The sequence below is a fragment of the Neorhizobium sp. DAR64860/K0K1 genome (assembly GCF_050500205.1).
Lineage (GTDB): Bacteria > Pseudomonadota > Alphaproteobacteria > Rhizobiales > Rhizobiaceae > Neorhizobium > Neorhizobium soli.
Genome location: NZ_CP191459.1, coordinates 1,586,958 through 1,607,888, shown reverse-complemented (window position 1 = coordinate 1,607,888; position 20,931 = coordinate 1,586,958). Strand labels below are relative to the sequence as shown.

The 20,931-nt window shown below is 60.4% G+C and carries 22 protein-coding genes, 1 tRNA gene and 1 pseudogene; 11 read left to right on the top strand and 13 right to left on the bottom strand.

The genetic code is table 11. The annotated features are described in order from the left end of the window. Positions 1 to 3: 3 nt before the first annotated feature. Positions 4 to 999, top strand: a complete 996-nt coding sequence (locus ACQY1J_RS12325; RefSeq protein WP_430251681.1) for a hypothetical protein — start codon at positions 4 to 6, stop codon at positions 997 to 999. Beyond that, positions 999 to 1,406, top strand: a complete 408-nt coding sequence (locus ACQY1J_RS12320; protein WP_430251679.1) for a hypothetical protein — start codon at positions 999 to 1,001, stop codon at positions 1,404 to 1,406. Before ACQY1J_RS12325 ends, ACQY1J_RS12320 begins: the two co-directional genes overlap by 1 nt. 286 nt (positions 1,407 to 1,692) lie before the next feature. On the opposite strand, the gene ACQY1J_RS12315 is transcribed toward ACQY1J_RS12320, so the two are convergent. From ACQY1J_RS12315 to ACQY1J_RS12305, 3 genes are all read right to left on the bottom strand, one after another. Further along, a complete protein-coding gene (locus ACQY1J_RS12315) occupies positions 1,693 to 2,220 on the bottom strand; it encodes a hypothetical protein (RefSeq protein WP_430251677.1) in 528 nt (175 codons plus the stop codon). A 16-nt stretch (positions 2,221 to 2,236) separates the two neighbouring features. Further along, on the bottom strand, positions 2,237 to 2,596 hold the full coding sequence (locus ACQY1J_RS12310) for a hypothetical protein (RefSeq protein WP_430251675.1): 360 nt from the start codon (positions 2,594 to 2,596) through the stop codon (positions 2,237 to 2,239). Positions 2,597 to 2,804: 208 nt separating this feature from the next. Further along, a tRNA-Ser gene (locus tag ACQY1J_RS12305) sits at positions 2,805 to 2,894 on the bottom strand. Positions 2,895 to 3,266: 372 nt separating this feature from the next. Here ACQY1J_RS12305 and ACQY1J_RS12300 point away from each other — a divergent pair. From ACQY1J_RS12300 to ACQY1J_RS12270, 7 genes and pseudogenes are all read left to right on the top strand, one after another. Beyond that, a complete protein-coding gene (locus ACQY1J_RS12300; RefSeq protein ID WP_430251674.1) occupies positions 3,267 to 4,355 on the top strand; it encodes a septal ring lytic transglycosylase RlpA family protein in 1,089 nt (362 codons plus the stop codon). 155 nt (positions 4,356 to 4,510) lie between these two features. Continuing rightward, positions 4,511 to 5,680 (top strand): D-alanyl-D-alanine carboxypeptidase family protein, encoded by a 1,170-nt coding sequence (locus ACQY1J_RS12295; RefSeq protein ID WP_430251672.1) that lies wholly within the window; start codon positions 4,511 to 4,513, stop codon positions 5,678 to 5,680. A gap of 21 nt (positions 5,681 to 5,701) precedes the next feature. Continuing rightward, on the top strand, positions 5,702 to 6,424 hold the full coding sequence (gene tmk / locus ACQY1J_RS12290; RefSeq protein ID WP_430251670.1) for a dTMP kinase: 723 nt from the start codon (positions 5,702 to 5,704) through the stop codon (positions 6,422 to 6,424). Further along, positions 6,421 to 7,452, top strand: coding sequence for a DNA polymerase III subunit delta' (locus tag ACQY1J_RS12285; protein WP_430251668.1), 1,032 nt, complete (start codon positions 6,421 to 6,423; stop codon positions 7,450 to 7,452). Before tmk ends, ACQY1J_RS12285 begins: the two co-directional genes overlap by 4 nt. A 94-nt stretch (positions 7,453 to 7,546) precedes the next feature. Beyond that, positions 7,547 to 9,104: pseudogene (gene metG, locus ACQY1J_RS12280) on the top strand (methionine--tRNA ligase). 8 nt (positions 9,105 to 9,112) lie between these two features. Then, positions 9,113 to 9,895, top strand: coding sequence for a TatD family hydrolase (locus ACQY1J_RS12275; RefSeq protein WP_430251666.1), 783 nt, complete (start codon positions 9,113 to 9,115; stop codon positions 9,893 to 9,895). Between the two features lie 4 nt (positions 9,896 to 9,899). Continuing rightward, positions 9,900 to 10,757 (top strand): MBL fold metallo-hydrolase, encoded by an 858-nt coding sequence (locus ACQY1J_RS12270; RefSeq protein ID WP_430251664.1) that lies wholly within the window; start codon positions 9,900 to 9,902, stop codon positions 10,755 to 10,757. A gap of 301 nt (positions 10,758 to 11,058) precedes the next feature. Here the strand turns inward: ACQY1J_RS12270 and ACQY1J_RS12265 are convergent, their stop codons facing one another. Together ACQY1J_RS12265 and ACQY1J_RS12260 are read right to left on the bottom strand one after the other, a co-directional pair. Further along, the gene (locus tag ACQY1J_RS12265) at positions 11,059 to 11,439 is read right to left on the bottom strand and encodes a VOC family protein (protein WP_430251662.1); all 381 of its coding nucleotides are present in this window, start codon (positions 11,437 to 11,439) and stop codon (positions 11,059 to 11,061) included. 69 nt (positions 11,440 to 11,508) lie between these two features. Beyond that, complete coding sequence (locus ACQY1J_RS12260) at positions 11,509 to 12,282, bottom strand: DeoR/GlpR family DNA-binding transcription regulator (RefSeq protein WP_430251660.1); 774 nt, start codon at positions 12,280 to 12,282, stop codon at positions 11,509 to 11,511. Positions 12,283 to 12,409: 127 nt separating this feature from the next. Between ACQY1J_RS12260 and ACQY1J_RS12255 the strand changes: the two genes are divergently transcribed. After that, on the top strand, positions 12,410 to 13,573 hold the full coding sequence (locus ACQY1J_RS12255; protein ID WP_430251658.1) for an MFS transporter: 1,164 nt from the start codon (positions 12,410 to 12,412) through the stop codon (positions 13,571 to 13,573). A gap of 14 nt (positions 13,574 to 13,587) precedes the next feature. On the opposite strand, the gene ACQY1J_RS12250 is transcribed toward ACQY1J_RS12255, so the two are convergent. The 3 genes from ACQY1J_RS12250 to ACQY1J_RS12240 form a co-directional block, all read right to left on the bottom strand. Next, positions 13,588 to 14,067 carry a GNAT family N-acetyltransferase gene (locus ACQY1J_RS12250; protein ID WP_113165236.1) on the bottom strand — a complete coding sequence of 160 codons (480 nt, stop codon included), beginning with the start codon at positions 14,065 to 14,067 and terminating at the stop codon, positions 13,588 to 13,590. A gap of 67 nt (positions 14,068 to 14,134) precedes the next feature. Continuing rightward, positions 14,135 to 14,719, bottom strand: coding sequence for a DnaJ domain-containing protein (locus ACQY1J_RS12245; RefSeq protein ID WP_113165235.1), 585 nt, complete (start codon positions 14,717 to 14,719; stop codon positions 14,135 to 14,137). 165 nt (positions 14,720 to 14,884) lie between these two features. Next, positions 14,885 to 16,030: an MFS transporter gene (locus ACQY1J_RS12240; protein ID WP_430251655.1), complete on the bottom strand. Its 1,146-nt coding sequence runs from the start codon at positions 16,028 to 16,030 to the stop codon at positions 14,885 to 14,887. A 206-nt stretch (positions 16,031 to 16,236) separates the two neighbouring features. Here ACQY1J_RS12240 and ACQY1J_RS12235 point away from each other — a divergent pair, with 206 nt between their 5' ends. Then, the gene (locus tag ACQY1J_RS12235) at positions 16,237 to 16,662 is read left to right on the top strand and encodes a DUF4864 domain-containing protein (protein ID WP_092662372.1); all 426 of its coding nucleotides are present in this window, start codon (positions 16,237 to 16,239) and stop codon (positions 16,660 to 16,662) included. A gap of 47 nt (positions 16,663 to 16,709) precedes the next feature. Here the strand turns inward: ACQY1J_RS12235 and tgt are convergent, their stop codons facing one another. From tgt to coaD, 5 genes are all read right to left on the bottom strand, one after another. Further along, on the bottom strand, positions 16,710 to 17,843 hold the full coding sequence (tgt, locus tag ACQY1J_RS12230; RefSeq protein ID WP_430251653.1) for a tRNA guanosine(34) transglycosylase Tgt: 1,134 nt from the start codon (positions 17,841 to 17,843) through the stop codon (positions 16,710 to 16,712). Next, positions 17,840 to 18,907 carry a tRNA preQ1(34) S-adenosylmethionine ribosyltransferase-isomerase QueA gene (queA, locus tag ACQY1J_RS12225; RefSeq protein ID WP_430251652.1) on the bottom strand — a complete coding sequence of 356 codons (1,068 nt, stop codon included), beginning with the start codon at positions 18,905 to 18,907 and terminating at the stop codon, positions 17,840 to 17,842. The genes tgt and queA overlap by 4 nt, the downstream gene beginning before the upstream one ends. A 74-nt stretch (positions 18,908 to 18,981) precedes the next feature. Beyond that, positions 18,982 to 19,491: a peptidylprolyl isomerase gene (locus ACQY1J_RS12220; RefSeq protein WP_062456851.1), complete on the bottom strand. Its 510-nt coding sequence runs from the start codon at positions 19,489 to 19,491 to the stop codon at positions 18,982 to 18,984. 77 nt (positions 19,492 to 19,568) lie between these two features. After that, entirely contained in the window at positions 19,569 to 20,141 is a 573-nt protein-coding gene (locus ACQY1J_RS12215; RefSeq protein WP_062456848.1) for a peptidylprolyl isomerase, read from the bottom strand. Positions 20,142 to 20,172: 31 nt separating this feature from the next. Further along, a complete protein-coding gene (coaD, locus tag ACQY1J_RS12210) occupies positions 20,173 to 20,667 on the bottom strand; it encodes a pantetheine-phosphate adenylyltransferase (protein ID WP_430251650.1) in 495 nt (164 codons plus the stop codon). Positions 20,668 to 20,931 lie beyond the last annotated feature (264 nt).

Genomic DNA, 20,931 nt, shown 5'->3' with positions numbered 1-20,931 from the left:
ACAATGGCGTATCTCGATCATCTGCTCAAAGCCAGGAATGCCCGCCTTCTTGCTGGTCATCGGATCATCAAGGGTCCGCGCCGGCAGCACGTGATTCACCGTGTCATCGACATGATGGACGACTGGCGCCTCTCCCCGTGGGAGCACGAGGGCGCGACGCGGGCCGGTCTGCGGTCAGCGCTGTGCGAACAGGGAAACGGATGGGGCCCATCCGATGCGGAGGCCGCTGCTCTGATCGAGGCGGCGCTGAAAGACATGGGAAAGACCGTTCGCCCGACATGGCTACAGGGGCAGCGAGAGGCCGTCACTCCCCGCGAAAACTGTCTCGGCTGCGGCAACCCGTTAGGCGCTGACGAGCTGGAGCGTCGGGATCGGTTGTGCTCGGAGCAATGCCGTCGTTCGGTGGCCGAATACAGCGCGGGACTTCACCAGCTTGCGAACCGTCGCGTTTACAGTCGCTCATGGTATTTGCTCGCGAAGTCGACGGCACCGGAGCGGCCGTGTGAAATTTGCGAGAAAGGTTATCGCTCGCCGTTCCCGCAGCAGAAATTTTGCAGCTACGAATGCTCCGGCGAGGCGCAGCGCAATCCCAAGCGCCACCTTCAGTGCGCACACTGCCATGGGGCCTTTGTGAGCCACCAGGCCACAGGAAAGGCTCAGCGTTATTGCTCCAAAGCTTGCCGGCTCGCGGCGTGGGAGATGTCGGAATATCGGTGCGAAGTCTGCGACTGCCAGTTCGAAGCCCGGAACCAAGCCCGGTTCTGCGGGCAGAAGTGCCGCAACGTCCACGCCAATGAAGAGCGGAAGCGCACGGCTCCGCATGTCGATTGCGTGATCTGCGGCAACGCCTTCCAGAGCCACCGCGGCGCGTCGACGTGCAGCCATTCCTGCCGTGCCCAGCTCAAAGTCCGGAACATGCGGAAGACATCGGCAGAGGTGATCGTCCTACGCCCTCTGTCGGCTCGAGTATTCGACTCTATCTTCAGAAAGGCCGCCTGATGAAAATCCGCCTCCAACCCTTAGCCACCACCGAGCTGGTCGACGCTGAGAGACGCCGGCGTCTTGCCATTGGCATCCCCCACGGCGCCGGCCGCATCCAAGTCCGCGACGGTGATCGGTCATTCATCAACCTCGCGATGACAGCGGCACGGTTGGCGCTCGATGCCGGCAGCAAGTCAGGCGACTACCGGTGGCAGGATCCTGAGCGGGATTTCGAATGGATCTTGTCGGACAACAGCCGTGCGGCCATGGACGCGCAGACCGTGGTCGAAATCGGCCAACGCTCCCTGGCGCTGATCAGCAGCCTGGGAATAACTGCCTCCAACCTCAAAGGCCGGATCCGCGGAGGCGAGCAAATCTTCGATATCCGAAACAACAGGTTCTGGGCGGATCGGGCCGCTGACTGACGTAAAGTTTGGTCGAACGAATTTCGTACCACCAAAATCACGGGATCCCAGTTTTCCACCGTTGGTGCAAAACCTTCGCTCACGGATGTCCCCTGCAATCGATCTTCCACCGATGATGGGAGATCATCCAACCTCAATTTGAGGATGAAGGCTTTGACTCCTTGCAGGAGAAGTTACCTGCTCCTTGTCCGCCCCCCGATGGGGGATGGACGCTGCGATCGCACGTCCTCCAGTGGAGGATGTACTCTGCAATCGATCTTCCACCGAGGGTGGGAAATCTATCTAGCTACTTACCCGGCCGCTTCGGCCAGTCCTTCGGCTCGTAGGCTGGCCAGCTCTTCTCCCACTTGCTGAGGTCGTACTCGCAATGAGGAACAGACCCGAACAAAGCCGCCAGGTCACCCGCTTCCTCAACCCAACAGATGATCGTTTCAACACTGATCGGCATGTATGAGCGGTTGCCCTTTTTCTCGATCGTGGCGATCAGTCCAGTCTCGCCTTCTAGGATGACGTTATGCATCAGGCGGTTCCTATCCTCAGAACTTGCCTTTACCTGCGGAATGAGATCCAAGAGGCTAGCCTTCCAGCTCTCAGGAACGGGCACTTCTGGAAGTTTCAGGAGGCGCGTCAGGATCTCGAGGTTGGCCCGCATCGTGTTCTCGCAGAGGATGGCCAGTCCCATATCGTCCGTGAGAGGAAGAAGCCTGATGATCGCTGACTGTATCGCTCGCTCCAGCGATGCGCTGGCCTGTGAGAACCTTCCTATTGCAATTGCGAGGTCTGGCCTTTGATCTGCGCTCGTGATCATCCGCATTTTGCCCACCTCTTCGCTATGCGAGTTTGAAAGCGAGGGTAACGGCTCCAACACAAAAACACCCTACAGCGAAGACGAAGCCCCAGACGCCGATCATCATCCACCTGTTTGAGAGCTCGATGAATTCGGAGCGGTTTTCAACTGTGCTCTTGTCGACCAAACGCGCCGATATGAACGCAAAGATCCACAGCAAGGTGCTTATGGAGGTACCGGCTACCCAAGCGAGCAACGGCCAGAAGACCGCGTTGACGAGGTCTTTTTCGATAAGCGTGGTAGCTTGGGTTAGCAGCGCAACCGCAGCGCCGGAGTTGATCAGCAGAGCAGCCTTGATGCCTTCTTGCGCGAACACCTGAGAAATTTCGCGATAATCAGCCATAGCCCAATCCTCGTGCTCCTGAGACTGCAGCCGCCGCACCGAATCCGACAGGTACAATTACGCAAGTTGCAGCGGAATACGGTTGAAGGGCAGGGTGGGTTTGCTCGTTAAGCCACATTCCCACAGAAATAATGCATTAGGGACGGAAGTAGGGATGACGGCGCAAGAAAAAATTAAACGTTAAAAATCATAGAGTTACGCAAAGATATGGCGGAAGAGGTGGGATTCGAACCCACGGTACGGTCTCCCGCACGCCGGTTTTCAAGACCGGTTCCTTAAACCACTCGGACACTCTTCCTCGCTGTCAGGCTTTATAATCGCAGAACTGCTGTCGTCAACTGGAGATGCGCTTCGATTGCTGCACTGGTACCCTAGTCTTTGGCGGAGCATGCGGCAATCAAAGTATTAATAGAATATTACTTTAAGTATCCGTTAACCATACTGGATACAATTTTAATTACTCAACAGTTTTCGTTCGCATTTTAGCCACGAAAAAAGCAAATCTAGGCATCCATCAAAGACGGGGCCGAACGGGTCTCGCTTGGTTCATTGATCGGAACGACGAATCGATCTTCGAGGCTCAAGCGCTCGTTGTGGCAAGAAATTATGGGGCGGACAGGTTTTGCGTTTGAGTGGCGGTATTGTTTCGCTAAGTGCGAAGTGGCTTGGCATGACGGTGGTTTTCGCGGCGATGGCATCCTGTGCCACGACAAAGCCGACGCCTGAACCTGCGCAGAAGCAGGTGCGCAGCAAGGAATACTTCTCCGAGAAGGAGTATGGCGTCAAAGCCAGTCCGCGCGTCGTCAAGGACGGACAGCCGGTGCCGAAGGGCGGCGGACGCTTTATGGTCGGCCAGCCTTACCAGGTGAGGGGAAAGACCTACGTTCCAAAGGAAGATCCGCAGTATAACAAGAGTGGTCTCGCATCCTGGTATGGTTCGGCCTTCCACGGCCGTTATACCGCCAACGGCGAGGTCTATGATTCGGCCAGCCTCACGGCAGCCCATCCGACGTTTCCGCTGCCAAGCTATGCCCGCGTCACCAATGTCGAAAATGGCTCGTCGGTCATCGTCCGCGTCAACGACCGCGGCCCGTATCACGCCGGCCGCATCCTCGACGTGTCCAGCAAGACGGCCGAGCTCCTCGATATGAAGCGTTCGGGCACTGCCAAGGTCAATGTCCAGTATGTCGGCCGCGCTCGTATGGATGGTGAGGATACACCGTTCCTGATGGCGTCCTACATCCGCAAGGGCGATCGACTGCCGTCCTTCAATCCGGGTGGCGGTCAGAGTTCAAGCGGCGTGATGGTCGCGTCGAACCAGCCATTGCGTGACCAGATGCAGAGCTTCGGTTCGTCCGTACCGACGCCTGCCGCCTATCCGAGCCGTGCGCAGAGCAACGCATCCTCGAAGAGGGGCTTCCAACAGGCCGAGCAGTATGCGGCGTCGCCGCGCCCGGTCGAGCGTTCGACGGCTGAGACGGTTCGTGCCCAAGCACCGCAGCGACAGGTCGCGGCAGTTGCGCCAAAGCCGGCACCAGTTCAGGCTCCGACCCAGAAGGCGATCGCAGCCCCGGCTCAGCAGCAGGTTGCAAGCCAGCAGCGTTACGTTCAGCCGGTCGCTCCGGCGCGGTCAGAACAGCAGATCCGCCCGGTCGCAAACCGGGCACAGCAGGCCTGGACCTCCGAAACTGCCTATGTCGAGCCGCCTAAGGGCCACAAGCAGCAGGTCATGTTCGGCAACGTCCTGCTGCAGGACTAAGCGGCCCGGCACGGCCCCACCCTGAGGCGACGCGTCTGACGTCCCGATCGGCAGCGCGTTGTTCGCGCTGTCTTCCACAAAGCATCCTATCTCCGAAAATTGATTCCGGTTCGCGGATCGATGCTGTAGGCATAGGTCGAAACGTTTCTGGGGGCATGATGCGACGCTTTCTGTTTTCGGCCTGCCTGTGCGTCACGGCAGCCTTTTCCACGACACAGACCGTGTCTGCGCAGGACGCCGCACCAGCCTTCGCGACCAAGGCCAGACAGGTCTATATGGTCGAGGAAAAGACCGGCACGGTGCTGCTGTCGGCAAACGAAAACCAGTCTCTTCCGGCAGCCTCACTCGCCAAGCTGATGACCATGGAAGTGGTGTTCAGCGCGCTCCAGCGCGGCGAGATCACGCCCGAAACCAGCTATCCCGTAACCGAGTTCGCCTGGCGCACCGGTGGCGCGCCTTCCGGCACTACGACCATGTTTGCGGCGCTAAAATCGCAGATGAAGGTCGACGACCTGATCCGGGGCGTGATCATCCAGAATGCCAACGACGCCTGCATCATTCTGGCAGAAGGACTGTCCCGCTCCGAGGCCGAATTCGCGACGCGCATGAACGCGCGCGCCAAGGATCTGGGGCTTACGCGCTCTGCATTCGGCAATTCGACGGGCCTACCGTCTGCCGAAAGCCGGACCACCACCCGTGACATGGTGGAACTCGCGCGGCACCTTCAAAAGACATATCCGCAATACTACCCGCTCTATGCCCAGCCGGACTTCACCTGGAACAAGATCTTTCAGCGCAACAAAAACCCGCTGCTTGCTCTAAATCTCGGCATAGACGGGCTTGGAGCCGGCTATGCGGAAGGCGCAGGTTTCTCGTTCGTCGCTTCGGCACAGCGCGAAGGAACGCGGCTTTTCCTCGCCATGGGGGGACTTGCCAGTGACAAGGAACGGGTGGAAGAGGCGCGCCGGGTGATGGAGTGGGGGCTCTCCTCGTTTCAGACCAAGGTGATCTTCGCGCAAGGCGAGGTGATCGGCCAGGCAAGCGTCTATGGCGGCACCAGCCGCCACGTCGATCTCGTCGCGCAGGAGCCGGTCGATCTCTACCTGCCGACCAATAGCCCCGATCGCCTTTCGGGCCAGATCGTCTACCGCTGGCCGCTCCGTGCACCTGTCACGAAAGGACAGGAAATCGGCGTTCTCAGGATCTCGTCCGGAGATCGGCTGGTCCGGGAAGTGCCGCTGATGACGGCTGATGCCATCGAAGACGGGACACTCTTCAACAAGGCGACGGACGCGGTTCTGGAACTGATGTTGTTCTGGCTTTGACATGTTCCGTGACGCGCCAATATGGGCTATGAACCGATCGACAGGCGCAATACGGGACTAGGTGTGACACAACAATCCGGGCTATTCGTGACATTCGAAGGCGGGGAAGGGGCGGGGAAATCCACCCAGATCCGCAGGCTTGCCGATCTTTTGCGCAGGCGTGGTTACGACGTTCTGATGACGCGCGAGCCTGGCGGTTCGCCGGGCGCCGAAGCGGTTCGCCACGTCCTGCTTTCGGGTGCAGCGCAGGAGTTCGGGACTAGGCTCGAAGCGATCCTGTTTGCGGCTGCCCGCAACGACCACGTCGAGGAGGTCATCCGGCCGGCGCTCGCAAGCGGCGCAATCGTTCTCTGCGACCGCTTCATCGATTCCTCCCGCGTCTACCAGGGCGCCACCGGCAATCTGGAGTCCGATCTTATCGAGGCCTTGCAGCGTGTCGCGATCGACGGCGTCAAACCGGATTGTACCGTGATCCTCGATCTGCCCGCAGAAATCGGCCTTGGCCGTGCCCGCAAACGTGCGCCGGACGAAGCCCCCGACCGTTTCGAGCGGGAAGAGATCGAGACCCACGAAACGCGCCGCCAAGCTTATCTAGCAATTGCTGCCGCCGATTCCGGCCGCTGTCACGTTATCGATGCCGACCGCGATGAGGAGATCATCGCCAAGGAGATCGCAGCGCTGATCGAGCCCATGGCTTTCAGCCTCGGCGCTGATCAGGCCGGCGTCACGGGTTCATCGGAATGAGCGACCAGGATCCGCATATTCTGGACGGCGCCATTTCGCCCGCCAGAAATCCGCACCTGTTCGGCCATCGTGCGGCGGAGGATTTTCTGAGTGCCAGCTACAAAACGGGCAAAGGCCATCACGCCATCCTGATCGAGGGGCCGGAAGGGATCGGCAAGGCGACGCTGGCCTTCCGTTTCGCCAATCATGTCCTCTCCCATCCGGAGCCGGAAGGCGCGCCTGATCACATTGCCGATCCGGATCCAGACAGCGCCGTCAGCCGCCAGATCGCCTCCGGCGCCTCGCACAATCTCCTGCATCTATCTCGTCCGGTCGACGACAAGACCGGAAAGATGAAGACGGCCATCACCGTCGATGAAGTGCGGAAAGCCGGGCACTTCTTTTCCCAGACATCCGGGACCGGAAACTGGCGCATCGTCATTATCGATGCGGCCGACGACCTCAACCGCAACGCAGCCAACGCGATCCTCAAGATCCTCGAAGAGCCGCCGCGGCGTGCGCTTTTCCTCGTCCTGTCGCATGCCCCCGGACGGCTCTTGCCGACCATCCGGTCCAGATGTCAGCCGCTCAGGCTGTCACCGCTCAGTGATGCCGATCTTGCAAGCGCGCTCGCAGCCCTCGGCAGCCCACTCGATGGCGGCAAGACCGAGGAGATGGTGCTGACTCAATCCAAGGGACGCGTCGCGCAGGCACTCAAACTTCTGAATTACGGCGGCGCCGATATCATCTCGGCATTCGACGATGCCGTCTCTGCCGACGGACCGGCCGCGCGCAAGGCGATGCACCGGCTCGCCGACGTTCTCTCCGGCAAGGACAGCGATGTCATCTTCGGCTTCTTTCTGGAGCATCTGTCGGACCATCTCGTCAAACGGGCGAGGGAGGCCGCATTGTCAGGCGATCTCGCCACGGCGGACCGCAGGGCAAAGCTGGTTTCCGATATGACCGAGAAGTTGAAGATCGCCCAGGCCTATAACCTCGATCGCAAGCAGACGCTGATGTCCATTCTCGAGAGCGCCAGGCTCGCCTGATCGTCGATCCGGACCATGGCGGGAAGTTTGGGTTTCGCTTGTCTGCAACATGCGCTAAGAGCGGCGTGACTTAACATCTGTCCGAGTACAGCCCATGCCGAACAAGACACCTTTCTATATCACCACCGCGATCTCCTATCCGAACGGCAAGCCGCATATCGGTCACGCCTACGAACTGATCGCGACGGATGCGATGGCGCGCTTCCAGCGCCTCGACGGCAAGGATGTCTTCTTCCTGACGGGCACGGACGAGCACGGCCAGAAGATGCAGCAGACGGCCCGCAACGAAGGCATTTCGCCGGAAGCGCTAGCCGAGCGCAATACCGAACAGTTCCGGGAAATGGGCAAGCTGCTCAATGCCTCGAACGACGATTTCATCCGCACGACAGAACCGCGCCACCATCAGGCGAGCAAGGACATCTGGAACCGGATGTCCGCTGCCGGCGACATCTACAAGGATACCTATGCGGGCTGGTATTCGGTCCGCGACGAGGCCTACTATGCGGAAGACGAAACGCAGCTGCGCGACGGCACCCGCTATGGTCCGCAGGGCACGCCGGTCGAATGGGTCGAAGAGTTCGAGCTACTTCTTCAAGCTGTCCGAATACGGCGACAAGCTGCTGAAGCATTACGAGGATCATCCGGACTTCATCGGCCCGGCCGAGCGCCGCAACGAAGTTATCTCCTTCGTGAAATCCGGCCTGCGCGATCTCTCCGTATCCCGCACCACGTTCGACTGGGGCATCAAGGTTCCCGATGATCCGGCGCACGTCATGTATGTCTGGGTCGACGCGCTCACGAACTACCTGACAGCGACCGGCTACCTTGACGACCCAAATGGGCCGCGCGCCAAATACTGGCCGGCGGATGCGCATATCATCGGCAAGGACATTATCCGCTTCCACGCCGTCTACTGGCCAGCCTTCCTGATGTCGGCAGGCCTGCCGCTGCCCAAGCGCGTCTATGCCCACGGCTTCGTTCTGGCGAAGGGCGGCGAGAAGATGTCGAAGTCGCTCGGCAACGTGCTCGATCCGTTCGAACTGATCGGCCATTTCGGCCTCGACGCGATCCGCTATTACCTGCTGCGGGAGATCTCCTTCGGCCAGGACGGCACCTGCAGCGAGGATGCGATCGGCACGCGTATCAATGCCGATCTCGCAAACGGCATCGGCAATCTTGCCAGCCGCTCGCTCTCGATGATCGTCAAGAACTGCGATGCCAAGATCCCCGCACCCGGCGAACTCACCGACCCAGACCGGCAAATGCTGGCATCCGTCGATGCGCTCCTGCCGATCTGCCGCGAAGACATGGAAAAGCAGCTGGTTCACCGTGCACTGGCGGCAATCATAGCCGTCGTGTCCGAAACCGACCGCTATTTCGCAGCCCAGGCGCCGTGGGTTCTGAAGAAAACTGATCCCGCCCGGATGGAGACGGTCCTTTACGTGGCCGCCGAAGTGGTTCGCCAGATCGCCATCCTGCTGCAGCCGTTCATGCCGGACTCGTCGTCAAAGCTTCTCGATCTGGTGGCTGCACCTGCCGGATCGCGTGATTTCGCGTCACTCGGCGAAGTTGGCCGCCTGACACCCGGCACGGTGCTGGAAGCTCCAAGCCCGGTCTTCCCGCGCTACGTTGCGCCGCAGCCGGCGGCATAGGGCAAGTCATGCTGATCGATACCCACTGCCACCTGGATTTTGCGGATTTCGACTCCGAACGCGACGAACTGATCGAGCGCGCCCACGAAGCCGGTGTCCGGCAGATGGTGACGATCTCGACACGCGTCAGGAAGCTGGACAGCCTGCTGGCGATCACGGACAAATACCCATCGGTATTCTGCTCCGTCGGCACGCATCCCAACAATGCCAGCGAAGAGCTGGATATCCAGGCGGAAAACCTCATTCGTCTCGCCAATTTGCATGACAAGATCGTCGCGATCGGCGAAGCGGGTCTCGATTATTTCTACGACACGCAGACGCCGGCCGACCAGAAGACCGGTTTTATCAGACATATCGAAGCTGCACGCGAGACCGGGTTGCCGCTCGTGATCCATAGTCGCAGTGCCGACGAAGACATGATCGAGATCCTGACAGCTGAAAGCGGGAAGGGGGCTTTCCCCTTCATTCTGCATTGCTTTTCGGCCGGACCCGACCTTGCCCGTGCCGGTATCGAGCTTGGTGGCTACGTATCCTTCTCGGGCATCCTGACATTCCCGAAATCCGAGGAGATCCGGGCCATCGCGAAAACGCTGCCGACGGACCGGCTGCTGGTTGAGACCGATGCACCTTATCTGGCGCCAAAACGCTGGCGCGGAAAGCGCAACGAACCGTCCTACGTGGTCAATACCGCAGAGGTGCTGGCCGATGTTCACGGCCTGACTTACGAAGAGATGGCTGCGATCACGACGGAAAACGCGTTCCGCTGCTTCTCCAAGATGCCGAGGCTTTGAGGTGATGGCGGCCCGGGTCGGAACGAGCACCGGATATCGGCGGCGCTTTACCGTTCTCGGCTGCGCGTCTTCGCCGGGCGTACCGCGGCTCAACGGCGACTGGGGCGATTGTGACCCGGAAAACCCGAAGAACCGGCGCACGCGCGCCTCGTTCATGGTGGAGCAGATCGCGCCGGATGGCGGCAAAACTGTTGTCGTGATCGATACCGGCCCGGACTTTCGCGAGCAGATGATCGCCGCAAGCGTCCAGCGCATCGATGCCGTTCTGTACACCCATCCACACGCCGATCATCTGCACGGGATCGACGATCTGCGCGGCTATTTCATTCTGCAGAAGCACCGCATTCCGATCCATGCCGATCCGCCGACGATGGACCGCATCCGCCAGGGCTTCGGCTATTGCCTGGAAACACCGGCCGGCGGCAGCTATCCGCCGATCGTCAAGCCGGTGCTGATCGAGACGATGGACGCGCCGATCGTCATAGACGGTCTCGGCGGTGCCATCAGCTTCCAGCCGCACAGGCAGATCCACGGCGATATCAATTCACTAGGCTTCCGGATCGGCAACGTCGCTTACTGCAGCGATGTCAGCGACTTTCCGCCGGAAACCGTGCCGAAGCTGATCGGTCTGGATACGCTCATCATCGACGCGCTCCAGTACCGCACGCATCCGAGCCATCTTTCACTTCAGCAGGCACTCGACTGGATCAGCCATCTGGCACCAAAGCGCGCGTTGCTGACCCACATGCATATTCCACTGGACTACGATCGCGTCATGGCTGAAACGCCAGACCATGTCGAACCGGCCTATGACGGTTTGGCGTTCGAAGTCGATGTGACATCGGATGATCTGCAGCTCTAAGGGAGAAGGCCAAGGTATTGCGCTTCCAGCCACATCCTCTAGTTCCATAATCTATCTTATCTGATCTTTGGATGTTGCTGCAAAGCTGGACTGTCACACTCCCCGCATGTGAATGGCGTGCGCGATCTGCGGCGGATCGAAGTTTCGTCCAAGGCCGTATCGTGCGTGATGACAGTAGTGTCACTGGAGCATGGTCTTGACCTGAGCGAGCGCCGGATCCGCCGGATCACATCCCATACGCTTCAGTACCCAGAACATTGATCACCGAACGCAACAACTTTGCGCGCCGTCGGCATCGCGTTCAAACGGTGATCTCGACGGCGCTACCATCCGGCATCACGATGACGGCCTCGTAGAACCCGTCACCGGTCCATCTGGGTCCTGATCGCAGGCAGCCGGCAAGCCGGCAGCGTTCCGCCAAAGCATCGACTGCACGCTCGCTCCCCAGCGCAATGGCGATATGGTCCCAGCCAACGCTTTCTCCTCTGGCGTCCGTCACCCATGGCCCCGACATGAGCTCGATCTGGTCCTCTGCACCGGGCAGGTTGGCGAACCTCGATGTGAACCCTACCCTGTTCTTGCTGTGGTAAGGTTCTCCCACCGTTGCGTCGAAATAGGTCTCGAAAAATCCGGCAGCGGCGTCGAGGTCGCGGGTCCAAAGTGCTGCGTGGGCGATGCGCATGGGTCGTTGAATTCCTCGTTTGACGAACGTGCGAAGCTACGAAAGATGCGGACGTTGCCGCCACATGCTTCACGTCGACGGAGAACCGCCATCTAGTGCGACATGCACCTGGACATCGCACCGCGCGAAGTCTCCGCGGTCGAATTCGCCATCCTCCACGATGAGATGATCGATCATCGACGTGTCCGCGACCTTGAACGGCGCGACTGTGCCGAGCTTCTCGGCCGTCGCGGCGACAACGAGAATGCTGCTCTGGTTCACCATGGTCCGCTTGAGTTCGGCTTCGCTCGGATCGAGCGCAGTGACGCCGGCGATGCTGTCCACGCCGCATACGCCGATGATGAACATGTCCGCATAGACCTGCATGGCTTCACGTATCGCCTGCGGCCCGAGGCACGCGCCTTTCGCCTGATCGTACAGACCGCCGAGTACAATGACCGTGAAGTTCGGTCGGTCTGATAGCGCCGTGGCAATCACCGGCGCGTTCGTGACGATCGTCAGCGTCTGGCTCGGATCGAGCGCGTTCGCGACCGCAAGATTGGTGGATCCGGCGTCGATGAACACGGTCTGGCCGTCTTCGACAAGCCTCGCCGCCGCCCGTGCAAGGCTCGACTTTCGATCCGTGTCCAATGCGGTTCTGGCAGCCAACGTGCCGAAATCCGGCGTCGGCAGCAGCGCGCCACCATAGACTCGACGGCAGAAACCCAGCTTGGCGAGTTCGCGCAGGTCTCTGCGAACCGTGTCTTCGGACACGTCAAACTGCGTCGCCAGTTCGCTCGCAACAACCTTGCCGCGGACGGTCAACTGCTCGCGGATGCGGTCGAGCCTCTCTTCTGTCAGCACGTGCCAGCCCCCTCATGAAAGTTTCTGCACGATCTTGCACATTCTTACGCATTCTGTAAACAGGGCACCATCAAGGACGGCGACGATCTCTTCCGAGGTCCAACGCTGTAATCCAGGAGCTATCGAGATGCCGAACGCCCAGATCCTCAAAGGACGCCCCCGCACCGGAGGCCGACACCAATGGGCCACGCGCTCCAGCTTTCTCATTGCCGGCTCGGCCATGGCGGCCTGGGCACCGCTGGTTCCTGTCGCCAAGGCTCGAATCGGCGTGGATGACGGCACGCTTGGCCTGCTGCTCCTGTGCCTTGGCCTGGGCTCTATCGTGACCATGCCAATGGTCGGCATTCTCGCGAGCCGATTCGGATGCCGGGCCGTCATCGTGGCAAGCACCCTCGCCCTCGCCGTCGTGCTCCCGCTGCTGGCGGTCGCCGATACGCTTCCCGGCATGGCGATCTCGCTGGCGCTGTTCGGGGCCAGCGTTGGCGCGGTGGACGTCGCGATCAATATTCAGGCCGTCATGGTCGAGAAGGATAGTGACCGCAACATGATGTCCGGCTTCCATGGGCTGTTCAGCGTTGGCGGCATTGTCGGCGCGGGCGGCATGAGCCTTTTGCTCGGCGCCGGCGTTTCACCCCTGACCGCGACCTTGATGTTCAGTGCGCTGCTGCTTGGCCTGCTGGCGCAATCCTTTCGGGGCCTCCTGCCCTACGGAAACCAGGAGACCGGGGATGCGCCGTTGTTCACCATTCCGCGCGGCATCGTGGCCTTCATCGGCTTGCTGTGCTTTCTGGTTTTTCTTGGCGAGGGCGCGGTGCTCGACTGGAGCGCTCTGTTCCTCATCGGCGCACACCTGGTCGATCCGACTCAGGCAGGCTTTGGCTACACGATGTTCGCCATCGCGATGACCGTCGGTCGGCTGACGGGCGACTGGATCGTCAAAACGCTCGGCGGCATGAAAGTCGTGGTCGGTGGCGGCACGCTCGCAGCACTGGGTTTCCTGCTGACAGTCCTGGCTCCCAACCAGCCCCTGGCGTTTGCGGGCTTCCTTCTGGTAGGGCTCGGCGCTTCCAATATCGTGCCGGTTCTGTTCACAGCCGCCGGCAAGCAGACCCAAATGCCACCCAGCCATGCGATCGCTGCCATCACGACGATGGGCTACGCCGGAATTCTCATGGGTCCGGCAGCCATCGGTTTCGTCGCCCATCACTATAGTCTGGGTGTGGCCTTCGTTCTGGTTGCTGGCGGCATGGCGTTCGTCGCGCTCACCTGGCCTTTGACCGCGCGACGGTAACGCGCTGACCCGGCCTAGCCGTCAGCAAAGTCCCTGAGCTTGTCACCCGCCATCCGGTAGCGGATCCACTCCTTCTGCGGTTCGGCACCGATCGCATCGTAGACACCGATCGCCGGTTCGTTCCAGTCGAGCACGCTCCACTCGAACCGTCCGCACCCGCTCTCGACAGCGATCTTCGCGAGATGCCGCAACAGCGCCTTCCCGGCCCCGAGCCCGCGAGCGTTCGGCGTCACGTAGAGATCCTCGAGATAAAGTCCGTTCCGTGCCTGCCATGTCGAATAATTGAAGAACCAGATGGCCATGCCGACCGGTTTGCCATCGCTTTCGCAGATCAGGCCGCGCGTGACAGATGTCGGGCCGAACATCGATGTCTCAATCGTCTCGACGGTCGCCGCAACCTCATGCTCGGCCTTTTCGAAGATCGCGAGTTCGCGGATGAAAGACAGGAGCGTTCCGGCATCGGCACGGGTGGCGTCTCGGATGGCAAGTGTCATGAAATGATCCGTGAAGTTTCGGCAACGCCAAATGTGATCGCCCGATGGCCGAGTGAGGGTCCGCGGCCTATTCGGCCGCGTCCTTTACCTCGGCGATTTCGATCTCGTAACTGTATCCGTCCAGCATGCCATAGGCCTGCTCGATGGTCTGGATCTCGGAATCGGCCTTGCTGATCGCATCGGCAATCGTTTCGCAGCGGGATTTCAGCATGCGACCCAGAACATCCGTTTCCGGCTTGCGGCCGATCCGGTTGATGTGATTGCGGATCCGGGCGCGGTGGCGCTCCATCTCGAGAATATGGAAGCGCGCATTGACGATCCGGTCCGTGAGCTTGCGCCGCATCGAGGAAACCGGATCAAAGCTGCCAGGCTCGCGCTCATCGAGGATCATCTCGTTGACGAGCATCTCCAAAATGACGAGACCCTGCAGGTCCTTCTTGTCGGCAAGCTCGGGATCGTAACCGGTGTCGTCATAGACTTTTCGGCGGATCGGGTCGTTCAGGAGCTCGAAGGATGCCTTCAGCTGTCCGAACGTTTCCGCATCGCCGCCGGTATCGGGATGGGCGGATTTCACCCGTTTGCGGTAGGCAAGCTTGATCGCCGTCACATCCGCCTCGCGCGAAACACCAAGAATTTCATAGGGATCGATCACAGTGCCACCTGTTTTCGGAAAGTCATATCAGAAAACGCCAATCCAGTCGTAGCGACGAAGTCCAGTCGGCTCAAGCCATTATCCATTCATGTGGCCAATTAGGGGCCATCAGCCGGCAAGTCTTGCCCCTGCCCCAAAACCGACCGGTTTTCCACATGCAAGCGATCAACGCCTGAGACGAAACGGCCGGCGCCCATCGGCCACCGGCGCCATCAGGAAGCTGATGAGAACGGTCGGAAGCAAAACGACGAAGGTGGCAACCAGGCTCACATGCTCTGCAATGAAGCCCAGAAGCGGCGGCACCCCGATCGTGGAAAGCATCAGGGTCAGCGCGAGGGCTGCAAGATTGTCGGAGGGCTGTCCCTTGCCACGGGCAATCGTGGTCGAGACTGCCAGGGGAAAGGCCAGCGCGATCCCGCAGCCGATCAGAAACAGCGCCACGCCGGCAACGACGAGGTTTGCGGCGGTCACCAGCAGCACGATACCGAACGCGACGGCGATAGCGGATCCCCGGATCAGCGAGATCGGTCCTGCGACTTCCCGCAGCTTGTCGCCCGACAGCCGCGTCAGTCCCATGCCGACGGTGAAGACGGCGTAGAGGACGCCGGCCATCGCCGGATCCGCCCCCATTTCCTCGCGCAGAAAGAAGATCGCCCAGTCGTAGACCGCGCCTTCCACGATGCAGAGCCCGAACACCATGATGCAGATGAGGATGATGGTCTTGTCCGGCATGACGTATGCGGATTTTCTTTTCGTCGTCGGCGCAGCTGGCGCCGGGTCGGCGGCCGTCACCCGGAAGACGGCAAAGCAGGCTACGAGGACAAGTAGCGCCGCCACGCTCTGCTGCACAAAGGGCGATACGCCCTGCGCTGCGAGGAAACCGGACGCAAGCGATCCGAACAGAAGCCCGACCGACCAGAACCCGTGGCTTCTCGCCAGAACCTTTGTGCCGGTCCGCTGCTCGATACCGGCGGAGATCATGTTGGCGGACACATCGAAGATCGTGCGAAAAAAGCCGAACAGGAAGAAACCGAGGACAAATAAAGGGAACGGCGCGGCCGCCAGGATCGGGCTCAGAAGCGCCACAATGGGCAGCGTGATGACCGCGGTCAGCCGTGGCGTAAGCCTATCGGTGATCCGTCCGGCCAGAGGTAGCGCCAGAAACGTGCCAACCGGGGCGCTCAAGAGCGCCATCCCGAGCACCGCCTTGTCGATGCCCATCGATTCCTGAATGGCCGGAAGCCGCGTGAACAGGGAAACGAACAGAAGAGCATTGCTGAAATAGAGCAGAGCCGGCGCAAGTAGGGTCATTACGGAATTCCGAAGCAATCACATCAGACACACTGGTGCACCGCGACTTTGACGACGACAAGACATGAACGTGGGACCCTGCCCTGCGTTAAGGTTTGCCGTCCGACTGGGCAGATCGCGGTGATGCTGAAAATATCCGCAACGCCACCTTTCCCTTTGGTGAGTATGCTCTAAACTTTATGGAAGCCGATGCTGGAGAATGTCAGATGCGCTTTCGAATAGCCTCTCTTGCCGCATTCCTCTTTCTGTCACCCGCAGGTGTCGTCCACGCCGAAGATCCGGTCGCCGACGCCCGCGCCGTCATCTCCGCCCAGATCTCCGCCTTGATGAACGACGATGCGGATAAGGCCTATTCTCTCGCGTCGCCGGGGATCCGCAGTCTTTATCCGGATAAAAAAGTCTTCTTCGCCATGGTCCGCGACAACTATGAGGCTGTCTATCAGGCCGGAACCTATGCCTTCGGCCGCTCCAAACTAGTGGGCGGCGGCGAAGTCGTGCTGCAGGAGGTGATGATCAGCGCCAAGCAGGGCAAGGACTGGACCGCAATCTACGACATGCGGCTGATGGACGACGGATCCTACAAGGTCAACGGCGTCCGGATGATCCGCAATACGGCGAGCCAGGGCATCTAGCCAAAATATGGTCGGCAGGGGCACCGCCCCTGCCCGCTCGAATATTGTCAGACCGGGTCGATATCGCCCTTGGCCCATTCCGCTTGGGTCTCTGCACAGAAATCCTCGAAACGACCATTCGCGATCGCCTCGCGAATACCCTTCATCAGATCCTGATAGTAATTGAGGTTGTTCCACGACAGCAGCATCCCGCCCAGCGATTCGTCTGCGCGGATCAGATGGTGCAGATAGGCGCGGGAATAGTCGCGCGTGGCCGGGCAGCCGGACTCCTCGTCGAGCGGTCGCATATCCTCGGCATGGCGTGCGTTGCGAAGGTTCACCTTGCCACGACGGGTGAAGGCGAGACCGTGACGACCGGCCCGCGTCGGCATCACGCAGTCGAACATGTCGATACCGCGCGCCACCGATTTCAGGATATCGTCAGGCGTGCCGACGCCCATCAGATAGCGCGGCTTTTCCGATGGCAAAACCGGGAGCGTTTCCTCCAGCATGCGCAGCATCACGTCCTGCGGCTCGCCGACCGCAAGGCCACCCACCGCATATCCCTTGAGGTCGAGCTGTTTCAGCCCTTCGGCAGACCGCACGCGAAGCGCCGGAATGTCACCACCCTGGACGATGCCGAACATGGCCTTGCCCGGCTGCTCCCCGAAGGCCACCCGGCAGCGCTCTGCCCAGCGAAGCGACAATTCCATCGCGCGCTCGATTTCCTTGGCCTCGGCCGGAAGCGCCACGCATTCGTCGAGCTGCATCTGGATATCCGAGCCAAGCAGGCCCTGGATTTCGATCGAACGCTCCGGCGACATATGGTGCTTGGATCCGTCGATATGGCTCTTGAAGGTCACGCCCTTCTCGTCCAGCTTTCTGAGCGCCGAAAGCGACATGACCTGAAAGCCGCCCGAATCGGTGAGGATCGGATGATCCCAGCGGATCAACTTGTGCAGTCCACCGAGCCGCGCAACCCGTTCGGCGCCCGGCCGCAGCATCAGGTGATAGGTATTGCCGAGTATGATATCGGCGCCCGTATCGCGCACCTGGTCGAGATACATCGCCTTGACGGTCCCGACGGTGCCGACCGGCATGAAGGCCGGCGTGCGGATCGTTCCGCGCGGCATGGAGACTTCGCCGAGACGGGCGCCGCCGTCCGTTGCCTTCAGGGTGAACTGGAAATTTTCGGTGGTCATCGGTCGTTCCTGAAAAGCAGGCTTGAGTCGCCGTAGGAGTAAAAGCGATAGCCGGACGAGATGGCATGGTCGTAGGCTGCGCGCATGGTCTCCAGGCCGCAAAAAGCCGAGACCAGCATGAACAGCGTCGATTTCGGCAGGTGAAAATTGGTCATCAGCATGTCGACTGCCTTGAACCGATAGCCGGGCGTGATGAAGATGCCGGTCGCACCGCTCCAGGGCAGTATGGTGCCGTCGTCAGCCGCAGCACTTTCAATCAGCCGCAGCGAGGTCGTGCCGACGCAGACGATGCGCCCGCCCCTCGCCCTGACGGCGTTGAGATGCTGCGCGGTCTCGGCACTCACGTAACCGATTTCCTGATGCATCTTGTGGTCTTCGGTATCGTCCACCTTCATCGGCAGAAATGTCCCTGCCCCCACATGCAGCGTCACGAAATGCCGCTCGACGCCTGCAGCGTCCAGCCTGGCAAACAGGTCGGGCGTGAAATGCAGACCCGCTGTGGGCGCAGCAACGGCGCCCTGCTCGCGGGCATAGATCGTCTGGTAATCCTTCGCGTCCTGCGCATCCTCGGGCCGCTTGGCGGCGATATAGGGCGGCAGCGGAATATGGCCGACCGACAGGATCGCTTCGTCCAACGCAGGGCCTGAAAGATCAAAGCGCAGCGTCACCTCGCCGCCCTCGCCTTTATCCTCGACTGTCGCGTTCAGCGATCCCAAATCGCCAAATTCGATCCGGTCGCCGACCTTGATCCGCTTGCCGGGCCTGGCAAACGCCTTCCAGACATCCGGTTCGGTGCGCATATGCAGCGTCGCCGAAACCTGCTGACCGCCGGCGCCTTCACGATGACGGATGCCTTCGAGCTGCGCGGGAATGACTTTCGTGTCGTTGAAGACCAGCGCATCGCCCGGCTTCAGGAATGCCACCAGATCACTGACCCGCTGGTCGGAAAGGACAGGATCGGCGCTTGCGTCGACGACAAGCAGCCGGGCGCTGTCGCGCGGGTTTGCCGGCCGCAGCGCAATGTTTTCCTCGGGCAGATCGAAATCGAAAAGATCGACACGCATGATGTTAGAGCTTCCAGAATAGGCAAGGCCCGCCCCGTCGAGAAGACGGAGCGGGCCAGAGATTGCGGTTTAGATCAGACGTCTGCGGCGACGCGGACGGAAACGATCGAGTCCGGATCCTTGACCGGCTCGCCCTTCTTGATCAGGTCGATGATGTCCATGCCTTCGATGACCTGGCCCCAGACCGTGTACTGCTTGTTCAGCCAAGGAGCGTCGGTAAAGCAGATGAAGAACTGCGAGTTGGCGGAGTTCGGGCTCTGCGAACGGGCCATCGAGCATGTGCCGCGGATATGCGATACAGCCGAGAATTCAGCCTTCAGGTCCGGCTTGTCGGAACCGCCCATGCCGGCGCGCGAAGGGTTGAAGTCCGCTCCGCCCTGCTTGCCGAACTTGACGTCGCCGGTCTGCGCCATGAAATCCGGAATGACGCGGTGGAAAACAACGCCGTCATAGGCCGTCTCGCGGGCAAGTTCCTTGATGCGCGCAACGTGCTCAGGTGCCAGGTCCGGCAGGAGCGAGATGACGACCTTGCCCTTGGTGGTTTCCATGATGAGGGTGTTTTCGGGATCCTTGATCTCGGCCATGGTATTTCTCCTTGATTATCTCTGTCTCAGGACATCAGCCCGGTGGGCCATTGCCGTTTCAATCGACTGTGAGCCGATTATTTCTTGCCGACGGTCACCTTGACCATCTTGTCGGGATTGGTGACTTCGCCATTGCTGCCATCGCCGCGCTTGATCTTGTCCACGGCTTCCATGCCGGACACGACCTTGCCGATTACGGTGTACTGACCGTTCAGGAACGGGCCTTCATCGAACATGATGAAGAACTGCGAGTTGGCAGAATTCGGGCTCTGCGAACGGGCCATGCCGACAGTGCCGCGCTCGAATGGCGTCTTGGAAAATTCTGCAGGAAGATCGGCAAGATCCGAGCCGCCGGTGCCGGCGCGCGAAGCGTTGAAGCTCGGGCCGCCCTGCTTGCCGAACTTGACGTCGCCGGTCTGGGCCATGAAGCCATCGATGACGCGGTGGAATATGACGTTGTCATAGGCACCCTTGGCAGCCAGCGCCTTCACCTGCGCAACGTGCTTCGGTGCCGACTCAGGCATCAGCTGGATCACGACCGGGCCATCCTTCAACTGGATGGTCAGAAAATCGTCTGCCGCCGCAACGGCTGTTCCGACCGTGGCAGCGAGCGCGAGGGCGCCGGCTATGGCGAGGCGAAGCAGTTTCATCAGAAGACTCCTGTTATCTTTTGTCGCAGAATCAGCGTTTGTGCTTTTCGTTCAGGGCGCGCAGTACCACAGCCGGCACGAATTCACCGACATTGCCGCCCATGGCAGCGATCTGGCGGACCAATGTGGCCGTTATGGGCCGGGAGGCGGCCGCAGAGGGCAGGAATACCGTCTGAAGGTCTGGCGCCATTGTCCGGTTCATGCTGGCCATCTGAACCTCATAGTCGAAATCGGTCCCGTCGCGCAGGCCCCGCAACAGGATTGTCGCCCCCTGCTCCCGGGCCGCGTCGATCACCAATCCTTGGAAGGAAACCACCGAAAGACTGTCGCGGCGAGCAGGCAGAGCCTCCGAAAGTGCCGCTGCGATCAATGCCGCGCGCTCCTCGAAGCTGAATACCGGCACCTTGCCCGGATGAACGCCGATTGCCACGACGACCCGTTCGGCAATGTTCAGCGCCTGCACGAGAATATCGAGATGGCCGTTTGTCATCGGGTCGAATGAGCCGGGATAAAGAGCGATCGTCATACTGAAGTCGGAGCCTGTTCCAGCTGAATTTCAACGGCCTTTTGTCACGGAAGGCCGCCCGCTGCAAGGCTTTCCCAAAAACTGAACGAAAGATGAATGCGTCGTTCAAGGCCGTTTCAGCCGGCTCATGTTTAACTGACAAACATGACGGGGCGAGATCATCGTCCCGCTGAGTTGAGAGATACGGAAATGCTGGCTTTGATGATTTTCGCTGCAATCGCTGCAGCGCTTTTATTGGACGCCGCGATTTACGTATTCGGATCG

Bases quoted from the DNA above. Each gene is read 5' to 3' on its own strand.
- ACQY1J_RS12295 (WP_430251672.1), top strand. From the start codon at position 4,511: ATGATGCGACGCTTTCTGTTTTCGGCCTGCCTGTGCGTCACGGCAGCC.
- ACQY1J_RS12325 (WP_430251681.1), top strand. From the start codon at position 4: ATGGCGTATCTCGATCATCTGCTCAAAGCCAGGAATGCCCGCCTTCTT.
- tmk (WP_430251670.1), top strand. From the start codon at position 5,702: ATGGGCTATGAACCGATCGACAGGCGCAATACGGGACTAGGTGTGACA.
- ACQY1J_RS12285 (WP_430251668.1), top strand. From the start codon at position 6,421: ATGAGCGACCAGGATCCGCATATTCTGGACGGCGCCATTTCGCCCGCC.
- ACQY1J_RS12310 (WP_430251675.1), bottom strand. From the start codon at position 2,596: ATGGCTGATTATCGCGAAATTTCTCAGGTGTTCGCGCAAGAAGGCATC.
- ACQY1J_RS12255 (WP_430251658.1), top strand. From the start codon at position 12,410: ATGCCGAACGCCCAGATCCTCAAAGGACGCCCCCGCACCGGAGGCCGA.
- ACQY1J_RS12315 (WP_430251677.1), bottom strand. From the start codon at position 2,220: ATGCGGATGATCACGAGCGCAGATCAAAGGCCAGACCTCGCAATTGCA.
- tgt (WP_430251653.1), bottom strand. From the start codon at position 17,843: ATGACCACCGAAAATTTCCAGTTCACCCTGAAGGCAACGGACGGCGGC.
- ACQY1J_RS12265 (WP_430251662.1), bottom strand. From the start codon at position 11,439: ATGCGCATCGCCCACGCAGCACTTTGGACCCGCGACCTCGACGCCGCT.
- ACQY1J_RS12250 (WP_113165236.1), bottom strand. From the start codon at position 14,067: ATGACACTTGCCATCCGAGACGCCACCCGTGCCGATGCCGGAACGCTC.
- queA (WP_430251652.1), bottom strand. From the start codon at position 18,907: ATGCGTGTCGATCTTTTCGATTTCGATCTGCCCGAGGAAAACATTGCG.
- ACQY1J_RS12215 (WP_062456848.1), bottom strand. From the start codon at position 20,141: ATGAAACTGCTTCGCCTCGCCATAGCCGGCGCCCTCGCGCTCGCTGCC.
- ACQY1J_RS12240 (WP_430251655.1), bottom strand. From the start codon at position 16,030: ATGACCCTACTTGCGCCGGCTCTGCTCTATTTCAGCAATGCTCTTCTG.
- ACQY1J_RS12270 (WP_430251664.1), top strand. From the start codon at position 9,900: ATGGCGGCCCGGGTCGGAACGAGCACCGGATATCGGCGGCGCTTTACC.
- ACQY1J_RS12220 (WP_062456851.1), bottom strand. From the start codon at position 19,491: ATGGCCGAGATCAAGGATCCCGAAAACACCCTCATCATGGAAACCACC.
- ACQY1J_RS12235 (WP_092662372.1), top strand. From the start codon at position 16,237: ATGCGCTTTCGAATAGCCTCTCTTGCCGCATTCCTCTTTCTGTCACCC.
- coaD (WP_430251650.1), bottom strand. From the start codon at position 20,667: ATGACGATCGCTCTTTATCCCGGCTCATTCGACCCGATGACAAACGGC.
- ACQY1J_RS12275 (WP_430251666.1), top strand. From the start codon at position 9,113: ATGCTGATCGATACCCACTGCCACCTGGATTTTGCGGATTTCGACTCC.
- ACQY1J_RS12320 (WP_430251679.1), top strand. From the start codon at position 999: ATGAAAATCCGCCTCCAACCCTTAGCCACCACCGAGCTGGTCGACGCT.
- ACQY1J_RS12300 (WP_430251674.1), top strand. From the start codon at position 3,267: ATGACGGTGGTTTTCGCGGCGATGGCATCCTGTGCCACGACAAAGCCG.